Annotated in this window: 16 protein-coding genes; 6 read left to right on the top strand and 10 right to left on the bottom strand. The window is 74.4% G+C overall.

From position 1 onward, the window contains the following. The first annotated feature begins 2 nt into the window (after positions 1-2). The gene (locus tag EIO00_RS02285; RefSeq protein ID WP_140175210.1) at positions 3-1,667 is read left to right on the top strand and encodes an IucA/IucC family protein; all 1,665 of its coding nucleotides are present in this window, start codon (positions 3-5) and stop codon (positions 1,665-1,667) included. 90 nt (positions 1,668-1,757) lie between these two features. Here EIO00_RS02285 and EIO00_RS02280 read toward each other — a convergent pair whose 3' ends face one another. The 7 genes from EIO00_RS02280 to EIO00_RS02250 all read right to left on the bottom strand — a co-directional run bounded on the left by EIO00_RS02280 (position 1,758) and on the right by EIO00_RS02250 (position 12,758). Next, complete coding sequence (locus EIO00_RS02280) at positions 1,758-2,495, bottom strand: class I SAM-dependent methyltransferase (protein ID WP_140175209.1); 738 nt, start codon at positions 2,493-2,495, stop codon at positions 1,758-1,760. A gap of 141 nt (positions 2,496-2,636) precedes the next feature. Then, complete coding sequence (locus EIO00_RS02275; RefSeq protein WP_140175208.1) at positions 2,637-5,993, bottom strand: ATP-dependent helicase; 3,357 nt, start codon at positions 5,991-5,993, stop codon at positions 2,637-2,639. After that, the gene (locus EIO00_RS02270) at positions 5,990-9,157 is read right to left on the bottom strand and encodes an ATP-dependent helicase (RefSeq protein WP_140175207.1); all 3,168 of its coding nucleotides are present in this window, start codon (positions 9,155-9,157) and stop codon (positions 5,990-5,992) included. Before EIO00_RS02270 ends, EIO00_RS02275 begins: the two co-directional genes overlap by 4 nt. A gap of 157 nt (positions 9,158-9,314) precedes the next feature. Continuing rightward, entirely contained in the window at positions 9,315-9,623 is a 309-nt protein-coding gene (locus EIO00_RS02265) for an MGMT family protein (protein WP_140175206.1), read from the bottom strand. Between the two features lie 99 nt (positions 9,624-9,722). After that, positions 9,723-11,294, bottom strand: a complete 1,572-nt coding sequence (locus EIO00_RS02260) for a S8 family serine peptidase (RefSeq protein WP_140175205.1) — start codon at positions 11,292-11,294, stop codon at positions 9,723-9,725. Next, complete coding sequence (locus tag EIO00_RS02255) at positions 11,288-12,073, bottom strand: vWA domain-containing protein (RefSeq protein WP_140175204.1); 786 nt, start codon at positions 12,071-12,073, stop codon at positions 11,288-11,290. The genes EIO00_RS02260 and EIO00_RS02255 overlap by 7 nt, the downstream gene beginning before the upstream one ends. Positions 12,074-12,566: 493 nt before the next feature. After that, positions 12,567-12,758, bottom strand: a complete 192-nt coding sequence (locus EIO00_RS02250; protein WP_140175203.1) for a CsbD family protein — start codon at positions 12,756-12,758, stop codon at positions 12,567-12,569. 395 nt (positions 12,759-13,153) lie between these two features. Here EIO00_RS02250 and moeZ point away from each other — a divergent pair, with 395 nt between their 5' ends. Continuing rightward, positions 13,154-14,335, top strand: coding sequence for an adenylyltransferase/sulfurtransferase MoeZ (gene moeZ / locus EIO00_RS02245; RefSeq protein ID WP_140175202.1), 1,182 nt, complete (start codon positions 13,154-13,156; stop codon positions 14,333-14,335). Positions 14,336-14,600: 265 nt separating this feature from the next. Here the strand turns inward: moeZ and EIO00_RS02240 are convergent, their stop codons facing one another. Beyond that, positions 14,601-15,314 (bottom strand): TetR/AcrR family transcriptional regulator, encoded by a 714-nt coding sequence (locus EIO00_RS02240; RefSeq protein ID WP_140175201.1) that lies wholly within the window; start codon positions 15,312-15,314, stop codon positions 14,601-14,603. Between the two features lie 161 nt (positions 15,315-15,475). On the opposite strand from EIO00_RS02240, the gene EIO00_RS02235 reads away from it, so the two are divergent. Further along, the gene (locus EIO00_RS02235) at positions 15,476-17,626 is read left to right on the top strand and encodes an MMPL family transporter (protein ID WP_140175200.1); all 2,151 of its coding nucleotides are present in this window, start codon (positions 15,476-15,478) and stop codon (positions 17,624-17,626) included. A gap of 99 nt (positions 17,627-17,725) precedes the next feature. On the opposite strand, the gene EIO00_RS02230 is transcribed toward EIO00_RS02235, so the two are convergent. Next, a complete protein-coding gene (locus EIO00_RS02230; protein WP_206664012.1) occupies positions 17,726-17,866 on the bottom strand; it encodes a hypothetical protein in 141 nt (46 codons plus the stop codon). A 224-nt stretch (positions 17,867-18,090) separates the two neighbouring features. Between EIO00_RS02230 and EIO00_RS02225 the strand changes: the two genes are divergently transcribed. The 3 genes from EIO00_RS02225 (at position 18,091) to EIO00_RS02215 (ending at position 21,140) form a co-directional block, all read left to right on the top strand. Continuing rightward, entirely contained in the window at positions 18,091-18,855 is a 765-nt protein-coding gene (locus EIO00_RS02225; protein ID WP_140175199.1) for an SDR family oxidoreductase, read from the top strand. Positions 18,856-19,173: 318 nt separating this feature from the next. Further along, entirely contained in the window at positions 19,174-20,430 is a 1,257-nt protein-coding gene (locus EIO00_RS02220) for a cytochrome P450 (RefSeq protein WP_140175198.1), read from the top strand. A gap of 446 nt (positions 20,431-20,876) precedes the next feature. After that, complete coding sequence (locus EIO00_RS02215) at positions 20,877-21,140, top strand: DUF397 domain-containing protein (protein ID WP_175596097.1); 264 nt, start codon at positions 20,877-20,879, stop codon at positions 21,138-21,140. A gap of 48 nt (positions 21,141-21,188) precedes the next feature. Here EIO00_RS02215 and EIO00_RS02210 read toward each other — a convergent pair whose 3' ends face one another. Then, positions 21,189-22,892 carry a proline--tRNA ligase gene (locus EIO00_RS02210; protein ID WP_140175196.1) on the bottom strand — a complete coding sequence of 568 codons (1,704 nt, stop codon included), beginning with the start codon at positions 22,890-22,892 and terminating at the stop codon, positions 21,189-21,191. Between the last annotated feature and the right edge of the window lie 64 nt (positions 22,893-22,956).

The raw sequence follows: 22,956 nt of genomic DNA, 5'->3' as shown, positions 1-22,956 counted from the left end.
CCGTGCCGCTCACCGGCTCCGCCCATCGCGTCCTGTCCGCCGACGACGCCACCGTCACCGCCCTGCTCAACTGCCTGGTCCGGGAGGTGTGCGCCCCCGAGGACCAGGTGCGGCCGCAGGGGCGGCATCTGCTGATCCGGCTGCCCAGGCTGGGCGTGCTGCTGCGCGCCCGGCTGGCCCGACCGCCGGTGGCGTTCGCCTTCCGGCTGAGGACGCCGTGCGAGGAACGCCGCGACGGCGCGTGGATCGAGGTCGGCTGGCGCCGGCTGGCCGACCTGGTCGCCGGGGAGCTGGAGCTGGCCACCGGCCTGCCCAACCCGGAGTTCTGCGCGCAGGTGGCCGACAGCCGCGCCGCGCTGTCGGCGCTGCTGGCGGCCCGGCGGGACCCGCCGGCGCACGCGACCGGGGTCGAGGGGTACCTGGCCTCGGAGCAGTCGCTGATCGCCGGCCACCGTTTCCACCCGGCCCCCAAGGCCCGGCAGGGACGGCCGCCGGAGTGGCTGCCGTACGCTCCGGAGGCCGGGGCGCGGTTCCGGCTGCGGTGGCTGGGGGTGCGCGCCGACCTGGTGGCCGAGGGCGGCGAGGCGGGGGCGTTCGCGGCGCTGGAGTCGCTGGGACCGGCGCCCCCGCCCGGGCACCGGCTGCTGCCGGTGCACCCCTGGCAGCTCGGGCTGCTGGCCGACCGTCCGGTGCTGCGCCGCGCGCTGGCGTCCGGGCTGGTGACGGATCTGGGGACGGCCGGGCCGCCGGTGGCGCCCACCTCCTCGGTGCGCACCGTGTACGTGCCGGGCGCGGACGTGTTCTGCAAGTTCAGCCTGGATGTGCGGATCACCAACTGCGTCCGCAAGAACTCCTGGTACGAGCTGGTCGGGGCGGTGACGCTGGACCGGCTGCTGCGGCCGGTGTTCGCGAGGCTGGCCGACCGGTTCGACGGGTGCCGGCTGCTGCCGGAGCCCGCCTACCGCAGCGTCCATCTGGCCGACCGGAGGCTGCACGAGGGGCTGGGGGTGATCCTGCGCGGCGGGATCGCGGACCTGCCGGGCACGCCGCTGCTGGCCGCCGCCCTCGCCGACCCCTACGGCGCCGGTCCGGGCTCCCTGGCGGGGCTGGCGTGCATGAGGGGCCCGGACGGGGCGCTGGAGTGGTGGCGGCGGTACGTCCGCCTGGTCGCGCCCCCGGTGCTGGAGGCGTACCTGTCCCACGGGGTGGTGCTGGAGCCGCACCTGCAGAACGTGCTGGTCTCCGTGGACGGGGAGGGCATGCCGCTGCGGGCGGCGTTCCGCGACCTGGAGGGCACCAAGCTGGTCGGCGACCGCTGGGAGGCGGAGCTGGCCGGGCTGCCCGGCCGGGTGCGCGAGGCCCTGACCTACGACGCCGACCGGGGCTGGAACCGCGTCGTGTACTGCCTGCTGGTCAACCATCTGGCCGAGATCGCCGCCGCCGTGGCCGACCTGTACCCGCGGCACGAGGCCGAGCTGTGGCGGATCCTGCGGGACCGCATCGCCGGATACGCCCGCGAGCACGGCGGCGACCCCCGGCTGCGGGCGCTGCTGGCGGGCGCGCCGCTGCCGGCCAAGGCCAATCTGCGGACCCGCTGGTCGCGGTCGCCCGACCGGGCCGCCGGCTACGTGCCCGTCCCCAACCCGCTGCGCTTCCTCCCCGGCTGAGGCCCTCGGGCCCCGGGCTGCCGCCGCCCGCGACAGGCGCCCGCGGCCCCGGGGGGGCGAGGGCCGCCCCCACGGCGTGCCCGGGCGCGTTCAGGAGGCGACGGCGCCCAGATGCGCGACCGGCAGGGTGACGCACAGCTCGTCGGCGGACAGCACCGGCCGCAGCCCGGTGGCGGGCCCGCCGTCCAGCTCGGCGCGCAGCTCGGCGCGGATCCGCTCGGCGGCCTCGGCCGGAGCGTCGGCCAGCCAGGCGTCCACCGGCCGGATCAGGTCGAACCGCTCCGCACGCCGCACATCGGCGCCCGCCTCGGTGATCAGCTCGGCGATCCGCTCGGCGCCGAGCAGGGCCCGGTGGCCGGGGTCGCGCAGCCGCAGCAGCCGGTCCGGCTCGCCGCCGAGCTCGGCGTCCAGCACCAGATCGGCGATCACCAGCCCGGCGCCGGGCCGGCTGACCCGCACCAGCTCGCGCAGCACCGTCGCCGGGTCCTCCTCCCGATGCAGCCCGAACCGGGAGATCAGCAGGGTGAACGAGCGGTCGGCGAAGGACAGGTCGGCGGCGTCCCCTCGGGCGAACGTGACGTTCATGATCGCGTCCTGGTCGGCCTCGCGCTTGCCGCGCCGCAGCGCCTCCCACGACCGGTCCAGCGCGGTGACATGACGTACTCGGCCGGCGATCGCGCGCGATATCCGGCCGGTCCCCGCGCCCACCTCCAGCACCACGTCCTCCAGGTCGAGCTCCGGCTCGATGAAGTCCACCAGCCGCGCCAGACCGGCCGCCTCGGTCACCGCTCCGTCGCGGGTCGCCTTCTCCTCACGCGTCACCGTCACACCGACCTCCTCGTCCGTTGCGGGGATCATCTCCCGGAACCTCGCGCGAAGGCCATAGGGAGTCCCTCACATATCGGACCAAGGTGACGTTCCACCAGGGATCACCCGGGGACGGCGACGCCCGTCCCCGGTCCAAGGCGGTCAGTCCACCGCGCGGACGGACCGGATCAGCGCGGTCAGGCCCTCGGCGTCCAGCAGGTCGGCGGGGCGGATGGTGCGGCCCTCCCGGACGTAGTGGAAGGCGGCGCTGACCTTCTCCAGCGGAACGCCCGCGAGCTCCGCCCAGGCCAGCCGGTAGGCGGCGAGCTGGACGGCGGCGTGACGGGCCTCCTCGTCGGTGGGCGGACGGCCGGTCTTCCAGTCGACGACCTCATAGCCGCCGTCCGGGCGGGCGAACACGGCGTCCATCCGGCCGCGGACGACGCGGTCGGCGATCACGGTCTCGAAGGAGACCTCCACCTCGACGGGTTCGCGCGCGGCCCACTCGGACCGCTCGAAGCACTCCTGCAGGGCGGCCAGCAGGGAATCGTCGGCGGCGTCCTCGTCGGCCGCGCCGGGCAGGTCGTCGGGCCCCAGCAGGGGCTGCTGGCCCCAGCGCGCCTCCAGCCAGCGGTGGAAGGCGGTCCCGCGCCGGGCGTAGGGGGCGGGCGGACGGGGCATGGGACGGCGGATCGCCCGGGCCAGCGCCTCCGGGTCGCGGGACAGCGCGACCAAGGTGGAGACGGTGAGCTTGCCGGGCAGCTCGACCAGCGTGCCGTCGCCGCCGCGGCTGCGGTCGCGCTCGGCGAGCAGCAGCTCCACATCGCGGGCCCAGGCGGTCATGCGGCGCCGGTCGGCCTCGGTCAGCCCCTCGTCCCCGGCCCACCGCCCGGTCCGGCCGGACATGGCGTCGCGGACCATGCGGGCCCCTTCGACGACGGCCTCGTACCGCCGCCCCTGGGGGGCGGTGGGCCACTGGGCCTGGGGCGGGTCGGCGAGCAGGGGGTTGGTCGCGCCCTTCGGCGGCGGGTCGGCCCACGCCGTCACCGGGCCCGCCCCCGCCAGGCACGCCTCGCGGATCTCCGTCAGGAACGGGGAGGGGCCGAGCGGACGGCTGGAGGCGCCCCACCAGTAGCCGGTGGCGACGAGCAGATGGGAGGCGCGGGTCACCGCGACATAGGCCAGGCGGCGCTCCTCGCGCAGCTCCCGATCGTCGCAGGCCTTCTCGAACGCGGCCAGGTCCTCTGCGGCCAGGCTGCGCAGCACCGGCAGGTCGGCGCGGTCGCCGCGGAGCGGGAACGGCAGCAGCCGGGGATTGTCGGTCCAGCGGGTGGGGCTCTGCGGCGGGGCGGGGAAGATCGAGCCCTTGGCGGGACGGCGGCCGTCCTTGAGCGGCGCGCACGACAGGCCGGGGACGAACACCACCGGCCACTCCAGGCCCTTGGCGGCGTGGACGGTGAGCAGCTTGACGCTGTCGCTCTCCCCCACCCGGCCGGTCTCCAGCCCGAACTCCTCGCTCTCGGCGGCCTTGAGGTAGGCCAGGAACGCCCCCAGGGTGGGGTCCTCGGCGTCGCCGGCGAAGGAGGCGGCGGCGTCGATGAAGGCGTCCAGGTCGGCGCGGGCGGTCACCGGGTCCAGCCCGGACCGGGCGGCGACCTCGATGTCCAGATTGAGGGTCCGTTCCACCTCGGCGACCAGCTCGGGCAGCGGCAGCCCGGCCTGGGCGCGCAGCGACCGCAGCTCGGCGGCCAGCCGCCGCAGCCGCTGATAGCCCTCCGGGGAGTAGGCGGACGGGTCGCCCAGGTCGTCGAGGGCGTCGATGAGGCTGCCGGTCTCCTCGTTCAGCTCGATGAGCACCTGCCGCAGCGGGTCGTCGTCCCCGGCCGGGGCGGACGAGGCGTCCGGGTCGGGCGGCCGCCCGTCCTCGGGCGGGACGGCGTCCTCGGGCGGGGTGATGTCGCGCCGCGCCTCCCGGGCCAGCTCACGTGCCCGACGGCCGAGGGCGAGCAGGTCGTGCGGACCGATCCGCCAGCGGGGGCCGGTCAGCAGCCGGGCCAGCGACGCCCCGGCGGTGGGGTCGTGCATCACCCGCAGGGTGGCGACCACGTCCTGCACCTCGGGCACGGTGAGCAGCCCGCCCAGCCCGACGACCTCGACGGGTACGCCGCGCTCCTCCAGGGCGCGGCGCAGCAGCGGGAACTGGGACCGTTTGCGGGCCAGCACCGCGATGTCGGAGTACCGCAGCGGCCCCTCGCCGTCCCACGGCCCCCCGTCGGGGGCGGTCTCGGCGGCCGTCAGCCTCAGGATCCGCTCGGCGATCCGGTCGGCCTCCTCCTCCACGGTGGCGTACAGGGCGCACTCGACCCGGCCCCGGCCACGGCGGCCCTCCCCCGCGCGCAGCCGCGGCACGACCTCGGCCTCGGCGCGCAGCTCGGCCTGGACCCGGGCGGCGGCGTCCAGGATCCGCTCGCCGTTGCGCCAGCTCACCGAGAGCTGGACGACGGGCGCGGGCGTCGCGGGGCGACCGCCGGCGGGCGGATGCAGGGGGAAGTCGTGGGCGAACCGCAGCAGGTTGCCCGCGCTCGCCCCGCGCCAGCCGTAGATGGACTGGCAGGGGTCGCCGACCGCGGTCACCGGATGCCCGCCGGAGAACAGCGAGCGCAGCAGCACCAGCTGGGCGTGGCTGGTGTCCTGGTACTCGTCCAGCAGGACGACCGAGTAGCGGGAGCGCTCGATCATCCCCACCTCGGGATGGCGGTGGGCGATCCGGGCGGCCAGCGCCATCTGGTCGCCGTGGTCGATCACCTCCCGTTCCCGTTTGGCCTGCCGGTACCGCTCGACCAGCGGCAGCAGCTCCTCGCGGACGGCGTGCCGGGCCAGGACGTCGCGCTGCCGCTTGTGCGCCTTGGGCAGCTCGGCGAGCCGCTCGCGCAGCCATCGGCCGACCCTGCGGACGTCCTCGGGGGTCCGCAGGTGCTCGTCGAGGTCGCCGGCCAGCTCCAGCACGGCCCGCACCACCGTGTCGGGCCGCCAGTCGATGTGCTCCATCGGGCCGTCGTAGTCGTCCACCACCCGGGAGGCCAGCTGCCAGGCGACGGCGGGGCCGATCAGCCGCATGGTGGGCTCCAGGGCCTCGCGCAGCGCGTGGTCGCCGAACAGCCGGGCGGCGTAGGAGTGGTAGGTCGACACGACCGGCTCGCCGTCGAAGAGCGCCTCGCCGCCGAGCCGGTCCAGCTCCTCCTGCGGCAGCCGCTCCCGCAGCCGGTCCAGACGGCGGCGCACCCGCGAGGCCAGCTCGGCGGCGGCCTTGCGGGTGAACGTCAGGCCGAGCACCCGTTCGGGGCGCACCAGCCCGTTGGCGACCAGCCACACCACGCGGGCGGCCATCGTCTCGCTCTTGCCCGACCCGGCCCCGGCCACCACCGCCATCGGGGCCAGCGGCGCGCCGATGACCCTGGCCTGTTCGGCGGTGGGCTCGGGGAGCTCCAGCAGCCGCGCCAGTTCGGCCGGGGAGATCATGGGCCCACCTGCCCGCCCTCTTCGTGGACCGGGCAGCAGGAGCGGACCGGGCAGGTGCGGCACTTGGCGTTGGCGCGCGCGGCGAAGACCTCGCCGCTCATCCCGGTCGCGACGGTCTCGACCAGTTTCTTGGGCCAGTCGGGGTCGGCGTCCTCGGCGGGCGGCGGCTGCTCCTGCTCGCGCGCCCCGCCGGCCAGCGCGGCCTTGCCCACCTGCACCAGCTTGGCGCCGCCCGGCTCGATCAGGCCGTGCCGCTCGAACGCCCCGAGCATCACCGCGTACTGGTAGACCCCCAGCTGGGGGTGGCGGGCCAGCTCGTCCTTGGGCACCGGAGCGGAGGAGGTCTTGATGTCGACGATCACGGCGCGGCCGTGCTCGTCGCGTTCGGCCCGGTCGATGCGGCCCTTGATGACGACCCGGCCCAGGTCGACCTGGAACTCCTCCTCCAGCGCGACGACCTCGTTGGGGTTGGCGCGATGCCAGGCCAGGAACCGGTCGACCATCTTCGCGGCCTGTTCCCGCTGCTTGCCGGAGTACCAGGCGCTGCCGAAGTCCAGTTCCTCCCAGATGTCGTCGAGCCGCCGCGCCACGTCCCCGTCGTCCAGGTCGCCCGCCGTCCCGGCCATCTCGGCGATCGCGTGGATCACCTTGCCCATCGCGGCGAACTCGGGCGCGTCGCCCTCCTGGGCGCCGACCGCCGAGGCCAGCAGCCAGCGCAGCCCGCAGGTGGTGAACGTCTCGACCTGCGAGGGGGAGATGGTGATCGGCTCGTCTTCGGTGAACGCCGGACCGGGGCCCGACATGGCGGTGACGGCGTACCAGGAGTCGGGGTGGGCGCCGCGCACCCCGGCGCGGGCGAGCCGGGCCAGATGCCCGGCGGCGGCGCGGCGCAGCGGCTCGGGCCGGGACGGGTCGGTCACCACCGCGCGCAGGTCGGCGACCAGCGCGGGCAGGGACAGCCAGCGGGTCTTCTCATCCAGCTGGGAGCGTTCGAGCGCGCCGGGCGACAGCTCGTTGAGGAACCGGGAGGGGCGTTCCTCGGTGTCGTCGCCGCCGACCGCGGTGACGACGAGGCGGCGGCGGGCCCGGGTGACGGCGACGTAGAACAGCCGGCGCTCCTCGTCCAGCAGCTTGGCCGCCACCGACGCGCCCGCCGACGGGCCGTCCAGGTCGTTGCCGGCGTGGTGCTCGATCAGCTCCTCGACGCCCAGCAGCGAACCGCGCAGCCGCAGATCGGGCCACAGGCCCTCCTGCACCCCGGCGACCACGACGACGTCCCACTCCAGGCCCTTGGCGCGGTGCGCGGTCAGGATCCGCACCGCCTCGCCCGAGGGGGCCTGCTCGGCGAGGGTGTCCCCGGCGATCTCCTGGCCGGCGATGTCGTCCACGAACAGCTCGGGTCCGGCGTGCGGCATCCGGTCCGCGAATCGGGCGGCGTGGTCGAACAACGCCACCACGGCGTCCAGGTCCCGGTCGGCGGCGGCGCCGCGGGGGCCGCCCTTGGCGGACTGCTCCAGCAGAGCGTCGGCCAACCCGCTCTCCTGCCAGACCGCCCACAGCACCTCCTCCGCGGTGCCGCCCTCCTCGGCCGCCCGGCGGGCGGTGCCGATGAGGCGGGCGACGCGCTCGGCCGGGGCGCGGACCTTGGGGTGGATGAGCAGCAGCTCGCGCGGGTCCTGCACGGCGGCGGTCAGCAGCTCGCCGAGCGGGCGGCCGCCGCCGGAGACGGCCTCCGCGTCCCGCAGCGCCCGCTTGAGCCGCCGCAGCGCCAGCGCGTCGGCCCCGCCGAGCGGGCCGGTCAACAGCTCCTCGGCGACCTCCCCGGTGAGGAAGTCCTTGGTGAGGGCGACGCGCAGCAGCGTCAGCAGGGGACGCACGGCCGGTTCGCCGGCCAGCGGCAGCTCGTCGCCGGCGACCGTCACCGGCACCCCGGCCTGGGCGAGGGCGCGGCGCAGCACCGGCACCTGCCGCACCGCGCTGCGCACCAGCACCGCCATCCGCGACCAGGGCACCCCGTCCAGCAGGTGGGCGCGCCGCAGCTCGTCGGCGATCAGCGCGGACTCCTGGCTGGCGCTGTCGGCGATGACGACGTGCACCTCGCCGTCCTCGGCCCCGGCCCGCGGGCGCAGCGTCCGATGCTCGGCGGCCAGCGGCCCGGCGGGCAGGCGACGGGCGATCCGGCGGGAGGCCTCCAGGATCACCGGCCCCATCCGGCGGCACTCCTGCAGCGCCACCACCGGGGCGGGCTCTCCCGCGAGGGTGCGGAACCGCTGCGGGAACTCCATGATCCCCCGCACGTCCGCGCCCCGGAACCCGTAGATCGACTGGTCCGGGTCCCCCACCGCGATCAGGTCCCGGCCGTCGCCGGCCAGCCGCTGCAGCAGCGCCTCCTGGGCGGGGTCGACGTCCTGGTACTCGTCGACGAACACCGCGTCGTAGGCGTCGCGTTCGCGGATCCTCACCTCGTCCTCGGCCAGCATGTGCGCGGCCACCCCGATGAGGTCGGCGTAGTCGTAGGTGGGCACCGGGTCGACGGCGAACCGCCGGTCGTAGCGCTCCATGAACCGGGCGACCGCCACCCAGTCGTCCCGGCCGCGGGCGCGGCCCAGCTCCTCCAGCTCCCGCGGGCCGTAGCCGCGCTCGATCGCCCGCAGCATGAAGTCCCGCAGCTCCTCGGCGAATCCGCGGGTGGTCAGCGCGGGGCGCAGCCGCTCGGGCCATTCGGCCGCGCCGTCGGCGAACTCGCCCTCCAGCAGGCGGCGCACCTCCAGCAGCTGCTCCGGGCTCGACAGCAGTCGCGGCGGCTCCTCCCCGTTGGCGACCGCGTCCCGGTGCAGCAGCGCGTAGGCGTATCCGTGGAACGTCAGCGCCAGCGGGGAGCGGGTGGTGCGCCGCAACCGGCCGGTGATGCGGTCCCGCAGCTCCTCGGCGGCCTTGCGGCTGAAGGTGAGGACCAGCACCCGCTGCGGGTCCACCCCGCGCCGCTCGATCCGGTCGACCACCGCCTCCACGATCGTGGTCGTCTTGCCGGTGCCCGGACCGGCCAGCACCAGCAGCGGCCCGCCCTCGTGCTCCACCACCCGCCGCTGCCGCTCGTCCAGGACGGGCGGGGCCGCCCGGACGGGGCCGGCGCGACGGACGAGACGGTAGGACGCTGGTGGCACGGCAAATGATTCCAGCAGATCATCGGGGCTGATCTGGCGCCAACACCCAGATGTCGCACATGCGACATCAGGTGTTGCCGTGACGACGGGTCAGGGCATCGGATCCTACCGGCCGCCTCGGACGCCGGCCCGCCGCCCGGGGCGTCAGCCGATCCCGTCAGCCGACCCCGTCCCAGCGGGCCCGGGCCATGTCCACGCGCGTCCCGTCCGCCCGCAGCGGAGTCCCCTCGGCCCGGTAGCGCTCCAGCGCCCGCGCCTCGTGCCCCGGCGGAGGGCCGCCGTCGGCGCGGATCACCCGCCACCACGGCACCCCGCCGCCCCACAGCGCCATGACCCGCCCGACCTGCCGGGGGCCGCCGCGGCCCAGCAGCTCGGCCACGTCCCCGTACGACATCACCCGGCCGGGCGGGATCCGTTCCACCACGTCCAGCACCAGCTCGGCGAACTCGTCAGGCTCCAGCAGCATCCGCCGATTCTCCCGCGGCGGGCCCCGGCGCAGGGGGCCTTCGCCCGAATCCGCTCCTCCGCCGTTCCACGGGCGTCCTCCGCTCGCCCGGGCGCGCCCCTAGGCCGGCGGCTGGACCGGCGGCATGAAGTGCGGCCGGGCCGATCGCGACGGCGGTCCCGCCCGCTGCGGGGCGGGCGGCGGGGGCGGCATCAGCCCGGACGGCCCCGACGGCCGGGTCGGGTGCTCGAATCTCGGCGCGGGCATCCGGGCGCCGGGCGGGGCCGTGGGGACGGCCGGGACGGCGGGGCCTTCGGGGACCGGCATCTCGGCGGCGGTGGGGGCCTCGGGGCGTTCGAACACCGGCCGTCCCGCAGGGCGGTCCGCCGCGGCGGGCCCGGCGTCGTCGAAGATCAGCGGAGGCGGGACCGGGCGCGGCGGGGGGCCGGCGACGGCGACCGGCCGCACCCCCCACGGGAGGGAACGGGTGCGCCGCCACAGGGTCATGGTCAGCGCGCCGCTCCCGGCGACGCCGCCCAGGCACAGCACGATGGCGGCGATCGCGGCCGGCTCCAGCCAGGCGGGTCGGTCGATCACCTTCACCGGGCCGGGAGCCTCGCGGCCGAACCGCTCCTCGGGAGGCAGTCCGCCGGAGTCGTCGGCGGAGGCCAGCCGGGCCGCCGCGCGCAACGCGGCCTCGGCGTGCACCTGGCCGAACCCCACCGAGGCGTCGTACTCGCCGGCCGGGCGGTGCCGGGTGCTGTCCAGCAGGGCCTGCCTGACCAGCGCCGGCCGCAGGCCGGGGTGGCGGGAGCGGATCAACGCGGCGATCCCGGCGACCAGGGCGCTGGCGTCGCTGGTGCCCTCGGTGAGGTAGTAGGCCGAGCCGGGTCCGGCGACCGGGATCCCCACCCCGGGCGCCGACACCACCACCGAGTGGTTGCGGTTGGAGAACGGGGCCCGGGTGTTGCCGCGGCCGGTGGCGGCGACCCCGATCACTCCCGGATAGGAGGCCGGGTAGGAGTAGGGGGCGAAACCGTTCTCATCGAGCCGGTCGCGCCGGTCGCCGTCGTTGCCCACCGCCGCGACCACCACCGCGCCCTTGGCGATGGCGTGCGCGATCGCCTCGCGCTCCTGCGGGTCGGGCCGGTCGTTGCCGATCGACAGGTTGATCACGTCGGCGCCGTGGTCGGCGGCGTAGCGGATGCCGCGGGCCACCGAGTCGGACGCCCGGCCGGACCGGTACAGCGCATAGGAGGGGTCGCCGGGCTCGGCGATCACCCGCAGCGACAGGATCCGCGCCCGGGGGGCGACGCCGATGACGCCGTCCCGGCCGCCGGGGCCGTGCCCGTGCCCGGCGATCAGCGAGGCCATCCCGGTGCCGTGCCGGCCCACCGGGGGGCGGCGGCCGTCGATGTCGGCGAGCATGTTGGGGCCGACCGTCACCGAGCCGCGCAGGTCGGCCTGGTCGGGGTCCACTCCGGAGTCCACGACCGCGACGGTCACCCCGGCCCCCTGAGTGATCTTCCAGGCCTCCGGGACGCCGAGGGCGCGCAGGATCGGCTGCTGCCGTTCGCGGATCTCATCGGCGTGCGCGGGAGCGGCGGCCGGCGCGACCGCCAGGCCGACCGCGGCCAGCGCCGCCCCCACCCGGGCCGGGAGCCGCCCGGCGCGCCCCGATCGCCTCAGCATCGCCAGTCGCGGTCGCTGCAGTCGGGCAGGGCCCGGGTGGACAGGGTCTGGGCCAGCGTGTGGCCGAGCTGCGGGACCAGCCCGAACAGGTCGCCGGGCGGCTCCTTGCCGGCCACCGCGCGGGCGGGACGGCCGTCGGACTGCCCGGCGGTGGTCAGCACCAGGTAGGGGCCGCCGCGCTCGGCGGTGCCGGCCTGCCGGGCCTTGTCGGTGAAGCGGGCGGCGGCGGTGCCCGGGAACGGCACCGCCCGCAGCGCGGTGGCCGAGCCGGGGATCTCCTGCCGGGCCCGATAGGCGGCCTGCTGGTCGGGGAAGGCCACCACCCCGATCGTCACCACGACCCCCTCCAGCTGGTCGGTGTACGTGGCGCGAAGCACCGCGCGGCAGCCGTGCCGGCGCAGCACCTCGGCGACGGGCGGCTCCACCGCGGCGGTGCAGTCGGTCTGCGGAGAGATGCCGACCCGGGTGGCGTACTCGGTCTCCTCATCGCCGGTCCGGTAGGCCAGCCGCTCCGGGAAGATCCGTCCCGCGGGCCAGGCGCGCCAGCGCCTGGCGACCTCGACGTCGGCGGCCCGACGCAGCTCGGCGGCGGTCGGCTCGCGGTTCAGCTCCCGCACGACGCCGATCACCGACACCGCGCTCAGCAGCAGATAACCGATCGCCGCCGCCAGGGCCACCCAGGTCCACTGCCGGGCGCGCAGCCCCAGGGCCCTGCGGGCTCCGGGCGGCGCCGGCGCCGGCGAGGACTCGGCCGGGTAACGAAAGGGCTGGAAGGCCACGTCTCACAACATAATGCCCACGGGCTCGCGGCGCGCGGGCCGTCGAGCGACAACGCATCCTGCTGCGCATCGGACGCTCATTGCGCCTCCCGTGTTCTCCGTCCTTCGCCCCCGGCGTCCGACGCGGACGCGATCCGGTCATCGATCGGCCTTATCGCGTGACGGACAACGAACGACCGCTCGGCACCGTTCCCAAATAATGGCCGAAATACCCCATTTCGCCGTGTCCCAGCATGCTGGCCGTCCCGAGGGATGACGCCTCGCCGGCCCCGGACGGACCGCCGAAGCGACGGGCCGTCCGGGGCCGCGGGCCCGTCGCCGACGGGGACCGGCCCTCCCCGCCCCCGAAACGGACGGGGAGCGGAGGAGGAACGGACGGGCCGAACGGGAACGGGCGAGAACGAGCGGGAACGAGCGGGAACGAGCGGGAAGACGCACAAGGGACGAGCACGGAACGCATCTCGCGGTCATGCGCGAAAAACGGCCATCGGGGTCATTCGAACGAGCGCTTGATATCGCGGGCGGCGTCCTTGGCGCGCTCGCCCGCCTGTTTGACCCCTCCGGCGGCCCGGTCGGCCTTTCCCTCGCCTTCCAGGCGCGGATCGTCGGCGGCCCGGCCGGCCTCTTCCTTGCCCCGGCCCTTGAGCTGCCGGGTCCGGTTCTTGAGCTTGTCGAGCAGTCCCATCACGTGCCTCCTCGGCGTCCGCGCGCCGCCGCGCGCGGCCCGCCCGTCGATCCGACGACCGGACCGGCCGCGGATGCGGGCGGCCTCGTGCGATGCGGATCTCCGGGCCTCCCGGTGTCCGGCGGGCGCCCCGCGGCCCGCCCGGCGCGCGGCCGGCGCCGGCTCGGCGCGCCCGTCGGTCCCGGGCGGCGGCTCCGGGGAGCCGTACGCCGTTGCCGCATCGATCCGTTTCCTCTTGTCGAGCCCTCGGTCGATGCCCGCAATCGGCCGCTTCATGCTCGCAACACCCCGCGTTCGGGAATGGCGAAGGCCATGGCAAGGTTGTGCAGTGACGGGTCGCCTCAGTGGGGCGTCCCGGTCAGTCAGCCACCGAGGCCGAGCACAGGAGCACCACCGTGTCGTTGCCCCCTCTGGTCGAGCCCGCTGCGGAGCTCACCCGTGAAGAGGTCAACCGCTACTCGCGGCATCTGATCATCCCGGACGTCGGGATGGCCGGTCAGAAGCGCCTCAAGAACGCCAAGGTGCTGTGCGTGGGCGCCGGCGGCCTGGGGTCCCCCGCCCTGATGTACCTGGCCGCCGCCGGGGTGGGGACGCTGGGCATCATCGACTTCGACGTGGTCGACGAGTCCAACCTGCAGCGCCAGGTGATCCACCGGCAGTCCTCGCTGGGCAAGCCCAAGGCGGAGTCCGCCGCCGACACCGTGCGCGAGATCAACCCGTTGATCAACGTGGTGGTGCACAACGTCGCGCTGGACCGCGACAACGTGATGGAGATCTTCTCCGGTTACGACCTGATCGTGGACGGCACCGACAACTTCGCCACCCGGTACATGGTCAACGACGCCGCGGTGCTGCTCGGCAAGCCGTACGTGTGGGGGTCGATCTACCGGTTCGACGGCCAGGCCAGCGTGTTCTGGGCCGAGCACGGTCCCTGCTACCGCTGCCTGTACCCCGAGCCGCCGCCGCCGGGCATGGTGCCCTCCTGCGCCGAGGGCGGGGTGCTGGGCGTGCTGTGCGCCTCCATCGGCTCCATCCAGGTCAACGAGGCCATCAAGGTCATCACCGGGATCGGCGAGCCGCTGGTCGGCCGGTTGATGATCTACGACGCCCTGGAGATGACCTACCGCTCGGTCAAGGTCCGCAAGGACCCCGAGTGCGCGCTGTGCGGCAAGAACCCCACCATCACCGAGCTGCTGCCGGACTACCAGGCCTTCTGCGGCACCCTCTCGGACGAGGCCAGCGAGGCCGTCAAGGACTCCACCATCTCGGTGCACGACCTGAAGGCCATGCAGGACCGCGGCGAGGACATCTTCCTGGTGGACGTGCGGGAGCCCAACGAGCACGAGATCGTCTCCATCCCGGGCGCCACGCTGATCCCCAAGGGCGAGTTCCTCGACGGCTCGGCGCTGGAGAAGCTCCCGCAGGACAAGAAGATCGTCCTGCACTGCAAGTCGGGCGCCCGCTCGGCGGAGGCCCTGGCGGTGGTCAAGAAGGCCGGCTTCAGCGACGCGGTCCACGTCGGCGGCGGCATCCTGGCCTGGATCAACCAGATCGACCCGAGCCTGCCCACCTACTGATCCGCGTCACACGGCGGACCGATCCGCGCCGTCCGGCGGCGGCCCCGCGCCCTGCGGGGCCGCCGCCGTCGCATGTCGGCCCCGGGCCCGTCCTCGGGAACGGGCGGGGACGCCGTCGCCGGGTCGGCCCCGCTCCCGCCCGACGACGGTCAGGGGATCCGGCCGATCCCGCCCGGCAGGAAGGCGTGCCGCACTCGGGGGCGCGGTCCTCCCGCCGGCCGTCGCCGCGCCGCCGGGCCTCCGTCGGGACGACGACGGGCCCCGGCTACCGCTCGGGCGGGCTGTAGCGCAGGCCCAGCTGGGGCGCCAGGTCGGCGAGCATCAGTTCGAACAACGGGGCGGGGTCGTCCAGGGCGAAGCCCAGATGCCCCAGGACCTCCAGGCTGACGCTGCCCTGCAGCCGCACCCAGCACTGGATGAAGACGAGTATCGCCCCCAGCGGCAGCGAGACGCTCATCGCGTCGCGATAGCGCGCCAGCTGCCGCCGCAGGCTCGGGTCGATCTCCTCATCGGAGCGGACCGGGAAGGGGCTCTTGCTCCACAGCTCCAGGAACAGCGTCATGAACACCCGGCCGAACCGCCGTCCGCACTCGGCGACGAAGTCGTCCCGGTCGATGTCCAGCCCGGGCACCGGATTGCCGAACAGCAGGGCGTATTCGCGCTCATGCGCCAGCGCCCAGCGGCGGAACTCCCGGGCGACGACCAGGAACTTGCCGGCCAGGTCGTCGGGCGACACCGTGCACAGGGCCTCCCCCAGCACGTCGGTCAGCTCGTTGAACAGATCGCCGACGAGCCGGGTGAGCAGCTCCTGGTGGCTGTCGAAGTAGCGGTAGAGGGCGGGGGCGGTCATGCCCATCTCGCGGGCGATCGCCCGCAGGGTCACCGCGTCCTGACCCTGCTCGACCAGCAGCCTGCGAGCGGTCCGGATGATCTCCTCGACGGTCGCCGCCCGCAGTCGATCGCGCCTGGTCTCGGCCATGGCGTCCCCCTCCCTTCCGGCCCGGCTCCCTGCATGATTCCGCACAAACACCGTTGACGGAAGTTAACGCCGTATGCGAAGGTTTACATGCATAGCAGTTAACGCTTTTCACCGTAGCGACCATCGTTAACCGTCCAGCGGGGCGGGGACTGGAGAAGGCGATGCTGGAACGCTGGGGCCGCTTCACCTATCGGCGGCGATGGCTCGTACTGGCGACGGCGCTGGCCGCGGTGATCTTCTCGATGGTCTGGGGCACCGGCGTGTTCGGGGCCATGACCTCCGCCGACGGCTTCGCCACCCCCGACAGCGAAAGCGCCCGGGCGATCGAGGTGGCCGAACGGGCGCTGCCCCGCGGCGAGGCCGACGTCGTGGTGCTCTACACCGACCGGGCCGGCCGCACCGTCGACGATCCGGCCGTGCGGAAGGCCGTCACCGACGCCGTGGCCGCGCTGCCGCCCGACCGGGTCGCCTCGTCCCTGACCTACTACTCCACCGGCTCCCCGCAGTTCGTCAGCGCCGACCGCACCACCACCTACGCCGTGCTGCGGCTGGCCGGGGAGGACACCGCGCAGCGGGAGGAGAACTACAAGGCGATCAGGGACGACCTGACCCGCGCCGAAGGGTTGAAGGTCACGGTCGGCGGCGCGGTGCCCACCACGGTCACCGTCAACGAGCGGGTCTCAGAGGACATCGCCCGGGCCGAGATGCTGTCCCTGCCGATCCTGCTGGTGCTGCTGGTGGTGATCTTCGGCGGGCTGGCCGCCGCCGCGCTGCCGCTGCTGACCGGGATGACGGCCATCCTCGGCACCTTCACCGTGCTGCACGCCATCGCGCTGGCCACCGACCTGTCGATCTTCGCGGTCAACGTCGCCACGTTCCTGGGGCTGGGACTGGCCATCGACTACGGGCTGTTCATGGTCGCCAGATTCCGTGAGGAGCTGCGGCGCGCCCCGACGGTCGAGGACGCGCTGGGCGCGACCATGGCCACCGCCGGACGCACCGTGCTGATCTCCGGGATCACGGTGGCCATCTCCATGGGCGGCCTGATCCTGTTCCCGCAGATCTTCCTGAAGTCGATGGGCTACGGCGGAGTGGCCACCGTGCTGGTCGACATGGTGGTCGCGCTCACCGTGCTGCCCGCGACGCTGGCCGTGCTCGGCCCGCGCGTCAACGCCCTGTCGCTGCGCCGCCGCGTCGCCGACCCCGCCGTGGAGCCGGCCCGCGGCGGCTGGCACCGGGCGGCGAACGCGGTGATGCGGCGCCCGGTGCTGTCCGCGGCGGCCGCCGTCGCCCTGCTGCTGGCCATCGGGGCGCCCTTCCTGCACATCAGCTGGGGCGGAGTCGACACCCGGGTGCTGCCGGAGGGCGCCGAGGTCAGGGTCGCCGGCCAGATCCTGGAACGCGACTTCCCCGGTAACGCCACCAGCCCCATCGACGTGGTGGTCGAGGGCCGCACCGACCCGGCCGCCCTCGCCGAGCGGCTGCGTCAGGTGCCCGGGGTGACCGGCGCGACCGTCACCGGCCAGAGCGCCGAGGTCTCCCGCATCGCGCTGACCTTCGAAGGGGACGTGCAGTCCGACGCCGCCCGCGACCTGGTCGAACGGATCCGGCAGATGCCCGCCCCGCCCGGCACCACGATCTACGTCGGCGGCGCCACCGCCACGGTGATCGACCAGCTCGACAGCCTCGCCGACACGCTGCCCCGGGTGGCGCTGGCGGTGGGGACGGCCATCTTCGTGCTGCTGTTCCTGGCGTTCGGCTCGGTGGTGCTGCCCGTCAAGGCGATCGCGGTCAACCTGCTGTCGCTGGCCGCCGCGTTCGGCGCGGTGGTGTGGATCTTCCAGGACGGCCACCTGTCGGGACTGCTGGACTTCACCGCGACCGGCACCATCGCCCCCGCCATGCCGATCCTGATGCTGTTGCTGCTGTTCGGGGTGTCGATGGACTACGAGGTGTTCCTGCTGTCGCGGGTCCGCGAACAGTACGACCTGACCGGCGACAACACCGCCGCCGTGGCCGCCGGGGTGCAGCGCACCGGCGCCGTCATCACCGGGGCCGCGCTGCTGCTGATGGTGGCGATCGGGGCGATGGCCACCTCCGGCGTGTCCTTCATCAAGCTGATCGGCGTGGGCATGGCGATCGCCATCGCCCTGGACGCCACCGTGGTGCGCCTGCTGCTGGTGCCCGCCGCGATGCGCCTGCTGGGCAGGGCCAACTGGTGGGCGCCCGGCCCGCTGGCCCGCCTCTACCGCCGCTACGGCATCCGCGAGGAGGAGGACCCCCGGCGGGAACGCGACCTCATCCCCGCCTGACCGCGGAACCGCCCTCCGTGCGGGGCTCCGGAGCCGACCGGCTTCGGAGCCCCGTCGCGTTCCGCCCCGTCCCGGCGGCGAGATCGCGCTCCGCTCGGTTCAGTCGAACACCTGCCCGGCCGACTCCACCACCGCCGCCCGGCCGATCCACCGCTCCAACAGATCAAGGTCGGTGCAGCCCCTGATCCGCTCCCGGACCTCCGCAGAGACCTCCAGGCCCCGAGCCTCCGGGAACCTCACCAGAGCCTTGGCCTCCCGGCCTCGCCTTCGGCCTCGCCCTCGTTGAAGGCCTTGCCGAGGAAGGTCCCCGTGCAGTCGTACGCCCCGGCGCGCCCATGATCTCCTCCAGAGCCGCCCGGGCGGCCTCGAACGGCCGCGGCAGTACGTCTCAGAGGCCGTCGACACCGCGCACCCCCTCTGCGACCATGACCACCGGGTCACCCGATTTCCCCGGCAGGAGGACCATGCGCAGCATCCTCGTCACCGGTGCCGCCCGCGGCATCGGCCGGGCGATCGCCGAGCTGTTCCTGGCCCGCGGCTGGCGGGTCGGCATGTACGACGTGGACGTCGACGCCGTGGCCGAGGCCGCGGGCGGACGGCCCCACGCGGTCTCGGGACGGCTGGACGTCCGGGACGAAGCGCACTGGCGCGCGGCGCTCGGCGACTTCTGCGGCGACGGCGGACTGGACGTCCTGGTCAACAACGCGGGAGTGCTGTCCTCCGGACCGTTCTCCGAGATCGACGCCGCCGCCCACCGCCGCATGGTGGAGGTGAACGTGCTGGGCGTGGTGCACGGGGCCCTGGCGGGTCACGCCCACCTCAAGCGCTCCCGGGGCATGCTGCTCAACCTGTGCTCGGCCTCGGCCCTGTACGGTCAGCCCGCGCTCGCCACCTACGGCGCCACCAAGTCGGCGGTCAAGTCGCTCACCGAGGCCCTGGAGCTGGAGTGGCGCGCGGAGGGCATCCGGGTGCGGAGCCTGATCCCGCTGTTCGTGGCCACCGACATGGGCCTGCGGGACGTGCGGGGCGCATCGAGCGTCAGGCGCCTGGGGGTGCGGCTCACCCCCGAGCAGGTCGCCGCCGCGGCCTGGCGCGTGGTCCATGAACGCGGCTTTCCGTTGCGTTCCCCGCATCGCGTCGTCGGCGCCCAGACCAGGCTGCTGGCCGCCGCCTCGGCCGTCTCCCCGCTGTGGCTGGCCCGTCTGGCCGCCTGGCGCATCGCCCGCTGACCGGAGGCCTCCCGCCCGGCCGCGCACGGTCGACCGGCGCCCGGCGGAGCCGGCGGACCCGCCCGCGGCCTGCGGCTTCACTCGACGTCCGCCCTCGTCCGCCACAGCCGCTTTGACAGGGGGACGAAGGTCCCTTGACATCGGCCGAATCGAATTCCACTGTCCCGTTGGCGACGGATTCCGTCATCGACGGGGCCGGGACCGACCGCTCCGCCCCGAGCGGTCGGTCCCGGCCCCGTCCCGATCCCCTTGCCCCCGGCCGCGTTCCGCGCCACGGCCCGGCGTCCGGCACGCGGTCCTTCTCCGGAAAGGCGGCCGATGAGCACGACCATGACGGTCCAGGAGGCGGGACGGGCACTGGCCGACCCGACCGCCTATACCGACGAGGCGAGGCTGCACGAGGCGCTCGCCCTGCTGCGCCGGGAGGATCCGGTGCACTGGGTCGAGGCGCCGGGTTACCGCCCGTTCTGGGCGATCACCAAGCACGAGGACGTGCTGGAGATCGAACGCGACAACGAGCTGTTCCTCAGCGCGCCCCGCCCCATGCTGATGACGGCCGAGCTGGAGGAGCTGCAGCGGCGGCAGCGCGAGCAGGGCATGGAGCTGCGGACGCTGGTCCACATGGACGACCCCGAGCACAAGAAGATGCGGGCGATCACCGCCGACTGGTTCAAGCCCCGCTCGCTGCGACGGCTGGAGGGGCGCATCCGGGAACTGGCCAGGCGCCATGTCGACCGGATGGCCGAGCTCGGCGGCGAGTGCGACTTCGTCACCGACATCGCGGCGCAGTTCCCGCTGTATGTGATCCTGTCGGTGCTCGGGCTGCCCGAGTCCGACTACGGCCGGATGCTCACGCTCACCCAGGAGCTGTTCGGCGGCGCCGACGCCGAGCTGCAGCGGGGCGACACCCCCGCGGACACGGCGGCGGCGATCGTGGACTTCTTCGAGTACTTCAACGCCCTGACCGCATCGCGCCGCGCCAACCCGACCGAGGACCTGGCCTCGGTGATCGCCAACGCGCGGGTGGACGGGAAGCCGCTGTCGACCGTCCACACCGCCTCCTACTACACGATCATCGCCACCGCCGGGCACGACACCACCGGTTCGGCCATCGCGGGCGGGCTGCACGCGCTCATCGAGCATCCCGACCAGCTCGCCCGCCTGAAGGCCGACCCGTCGCTGATGCCGTCGGCCGTGGAGGAGATGATCCGCTGGGTCACCCCGGTCAAGCAGTTCACCCGCACCGCGGCCGCCGACACCGAGATCCGCGGCGTGCGCATCGCCGAGGGCCAGTCGGTGCTGCTGTCCTATCCGTCGGCCAACCGGGACGAGGAGGTCTTCGACGATCCGTTCCGCTTCGACGTGGGCCGCGACCCCAACAAGCACCTGGCGTTCGGTTTCGGCGTGCACTACTGCCTGGGCGTCCGCCTGGCCAAGATGGAGGTCCGCATCTTCTTCGAGGAACTGCTCCCCCGGCTGGAGTCGATCGAGCTCGCCGGCGAACCTCGGCTGATCGCCACGACCTTCGTGGGCGGGCTCAAGCACCTGCCCATCCGCTACGCCCTCAAGGGCTGACCCGGCTCCCGCCGGGCCCGGGCGCCCCCTCGCCCGGCTCATCGAGGGCGTCTTCCGCGACCGGCCCGAGGCGTCCCGCCTCGGGCCGCCGTCGTCCCTCCGACGACAGACCGGGTGAAGCGGAGTGCCGTGCCCAGGGGAGCGCGTCGGGCACGGCGAGCACCGGCGCTCGTGCGCTCGGGTCACGCTTCATGAGCGCCGGAAGATCCGTGAGGCGGTCGCCGGGCTCCCGTCGCGACGTTCTGACGTTCGGCTCTGACGTTCGGCAGCGGTGAGGGAGAAGTCGGGGCGTCGCGATGGGCGACGCGCAACCGCCCCGGGCGCGCGGCGCATCGGCGGCCGAGTCGGCCATCGACCTCGGTCGAGGGGCCGTGACGTCAAAAGGAGGCGGCGACCGACACCACGCCCTAGCATGGCGTGTGCACCGTTCGTGATGAAGGGAAGGCATGCGCGTGAGTGAGCAGGAAGCCGCCGACAGGGTGATCATCGAGTTCATCGACGCCGCCGATGTCCCCGACGAGCACCGCAAGGACAACAAGATCTTCCCTCCCGGCTCCCAGGCGGTCACGATGCGGAACGCCGCCGATCCGGACGGTCCCACGCTGTACTTCACCGAGGCCGAGTGGGAGGCGTTCGTCGCCGGCGTGAAGGACGGCGAGTTCGACGACCTGCTGGAGGACCTCCCGCCCGAGGACGGGCAGCGGAGCTGACCCCCGCCGGCGGGGCGAGGGCCGCCCGTCCCGCCTCCGCCGAGGGGATCAGGGACGGAGCGCGGCCAGGCGGTCGGCCGCCTCCTCGATCGGGACCGTGGCGGTCTCTCCGGTGGCGCGGTCCTTGATCTCCACCGTTCCGGCGTTCACGCCCCGCTTGCCGACGGTGACCCGGTAGGGGATCCCGACCAGCTCGGCGTCGGTGAACTTGGCGCCCGGCCGTTCGTCGCGGTCGTCCAGGATCGACTCCGGTCCGAGCGCCTCGTGGAGGCGTTCGGCGACCCGGCGGACCCGCTCGTCGCGGGGGTCGAGCAGGACCACCGCGAAGCGGAACGGAGCGACCTCGGCGGGCCAGACGATCCCGGCGTCGTCGTGGTGCGTCTCCACGATCGCGGCCATCGTCTGGTCGATCCCGATCCGGTAGGCGCCCATGACCGGCACCGTCTGCCCGCCGTCGGCCCGGAGGACCTTCACCCCCAGCGCCTCGGTGACGCGCCGGCCGACCCTGACGAGGCGGCCGACCTCGATCGCGGCCCGCACCTCCAGCGCCGCACCGCAGCGGGGGCACGGCTCCCCCGCCGTCACCTCCCGCAGATCCGCCCACCGGGTCACGGCGATGTCCCGTTCGACGTCCACCCCGCGCACATGGACGCCGTCGACGTTGGCGCCGGTGGTCATGTCGCGTCGGCCGCGCAGCGCCTCGTCCGCCAGCACCGGGAGGGGCTCGCCGGACGGCAGCGTGGAGGCGACCGCGCCGAGGCTGCCGGGGTTCGCGCCGAGCGCCGCGACGATCTCCTCGGGCCGGGCGGGGCGGATCGTCCGCGCGCCGCTCGCGATGCCGAGCTTGCGCTCCGCCAGGGCGTGGTCGCCGCGGGTCAGCACCAGGGTGAGCCGGTCGTCCAGCACGTACACCAGGGTCTTGATCTGGCGTTCGGCGGGCACGCCGTGCCGGACGGCGAGCTCGTCGATGGTGCGGACGTGCGGGGTGTCGAACCGTTCGGGGGCCGGCAGGCCGGGCCCGTCCGGCACCGGGTCCAGACGCGAGGTCGCCTTCGCGGGGTCGGCGGCGTACTCGCAGGAGGGGCACCGCACCATCCGGTCCTCGCCGGCCGGGGTCGGGCACAGGAACGCCGTCGCCTCGTCCTCGCCGATCGCGCCGTCGACGGCCTCCACGGCGACGACGGGGACGCCGAGCCGGTCGAAGATCCGCAGATACGCCAGATCGTGCACCGCGAACGTCCGGTCCAGCCCGGCGAAGTCCACATCCAGGCTGTAGGAGTCGTGCAGGGTGAACTCACGGGGCCGGATCAGCCCGCCCCTGGGCCGCGGCTCGTCGCGGAACGCCGTCCGGAACTGGTACCAGATCTGCGGCAGCCGCCGGTAGGAGCCCAGCTCGTCGGCCAGCCGGGCGGCGACCTCCTCGTGGGTCGCGCCCAACGCCAGCTCCGCTCCCCGGCGGTCGGCGAGGCGGAACGTCTCCTCCCCCGTCGTCTCCCACCGTCCGCTCCGCCGCCACAGCTCGGCCGGGTGCATCGCGGGCAGCGCGAGCTCCTGCCCGCCGATCCGGGTCATCTCCTCCCGGATCACCTCGATGATCTTGCTTCTGACCCGGACGGCGGGCGGCAGCAGGGCATGATGGCCCGCCGCCAGCCGGCGCACGAAGCCGGCGCGCAGCAGCAGCCGGTGGCTCGCCGCGTCCGCGTCGGCCGGGTCCTGCCGCAGTGTCGGCGCGAAAAGCTGGGACCAGCGCATATACCCCGGACTCCATTCGATGATCGAACGGGTCCGCAGTCTACGGTCCTTCCGCGGCGCGCGC

This window comes from Thermomonospora catenispora (assembly GCF_006363815.1).
GTDB classification, from domain to species: Bacteria; Actinomycetota; Actinomycetes; order Streptosporangiales; family Streptosporangiaceae; genus Thermomonospora; species Thermomonospora catenispora.
Note: the sequence above shows the minus strand (reverse complement) of the source record. Positions and strands in the feature narration are given on the sequence as shown.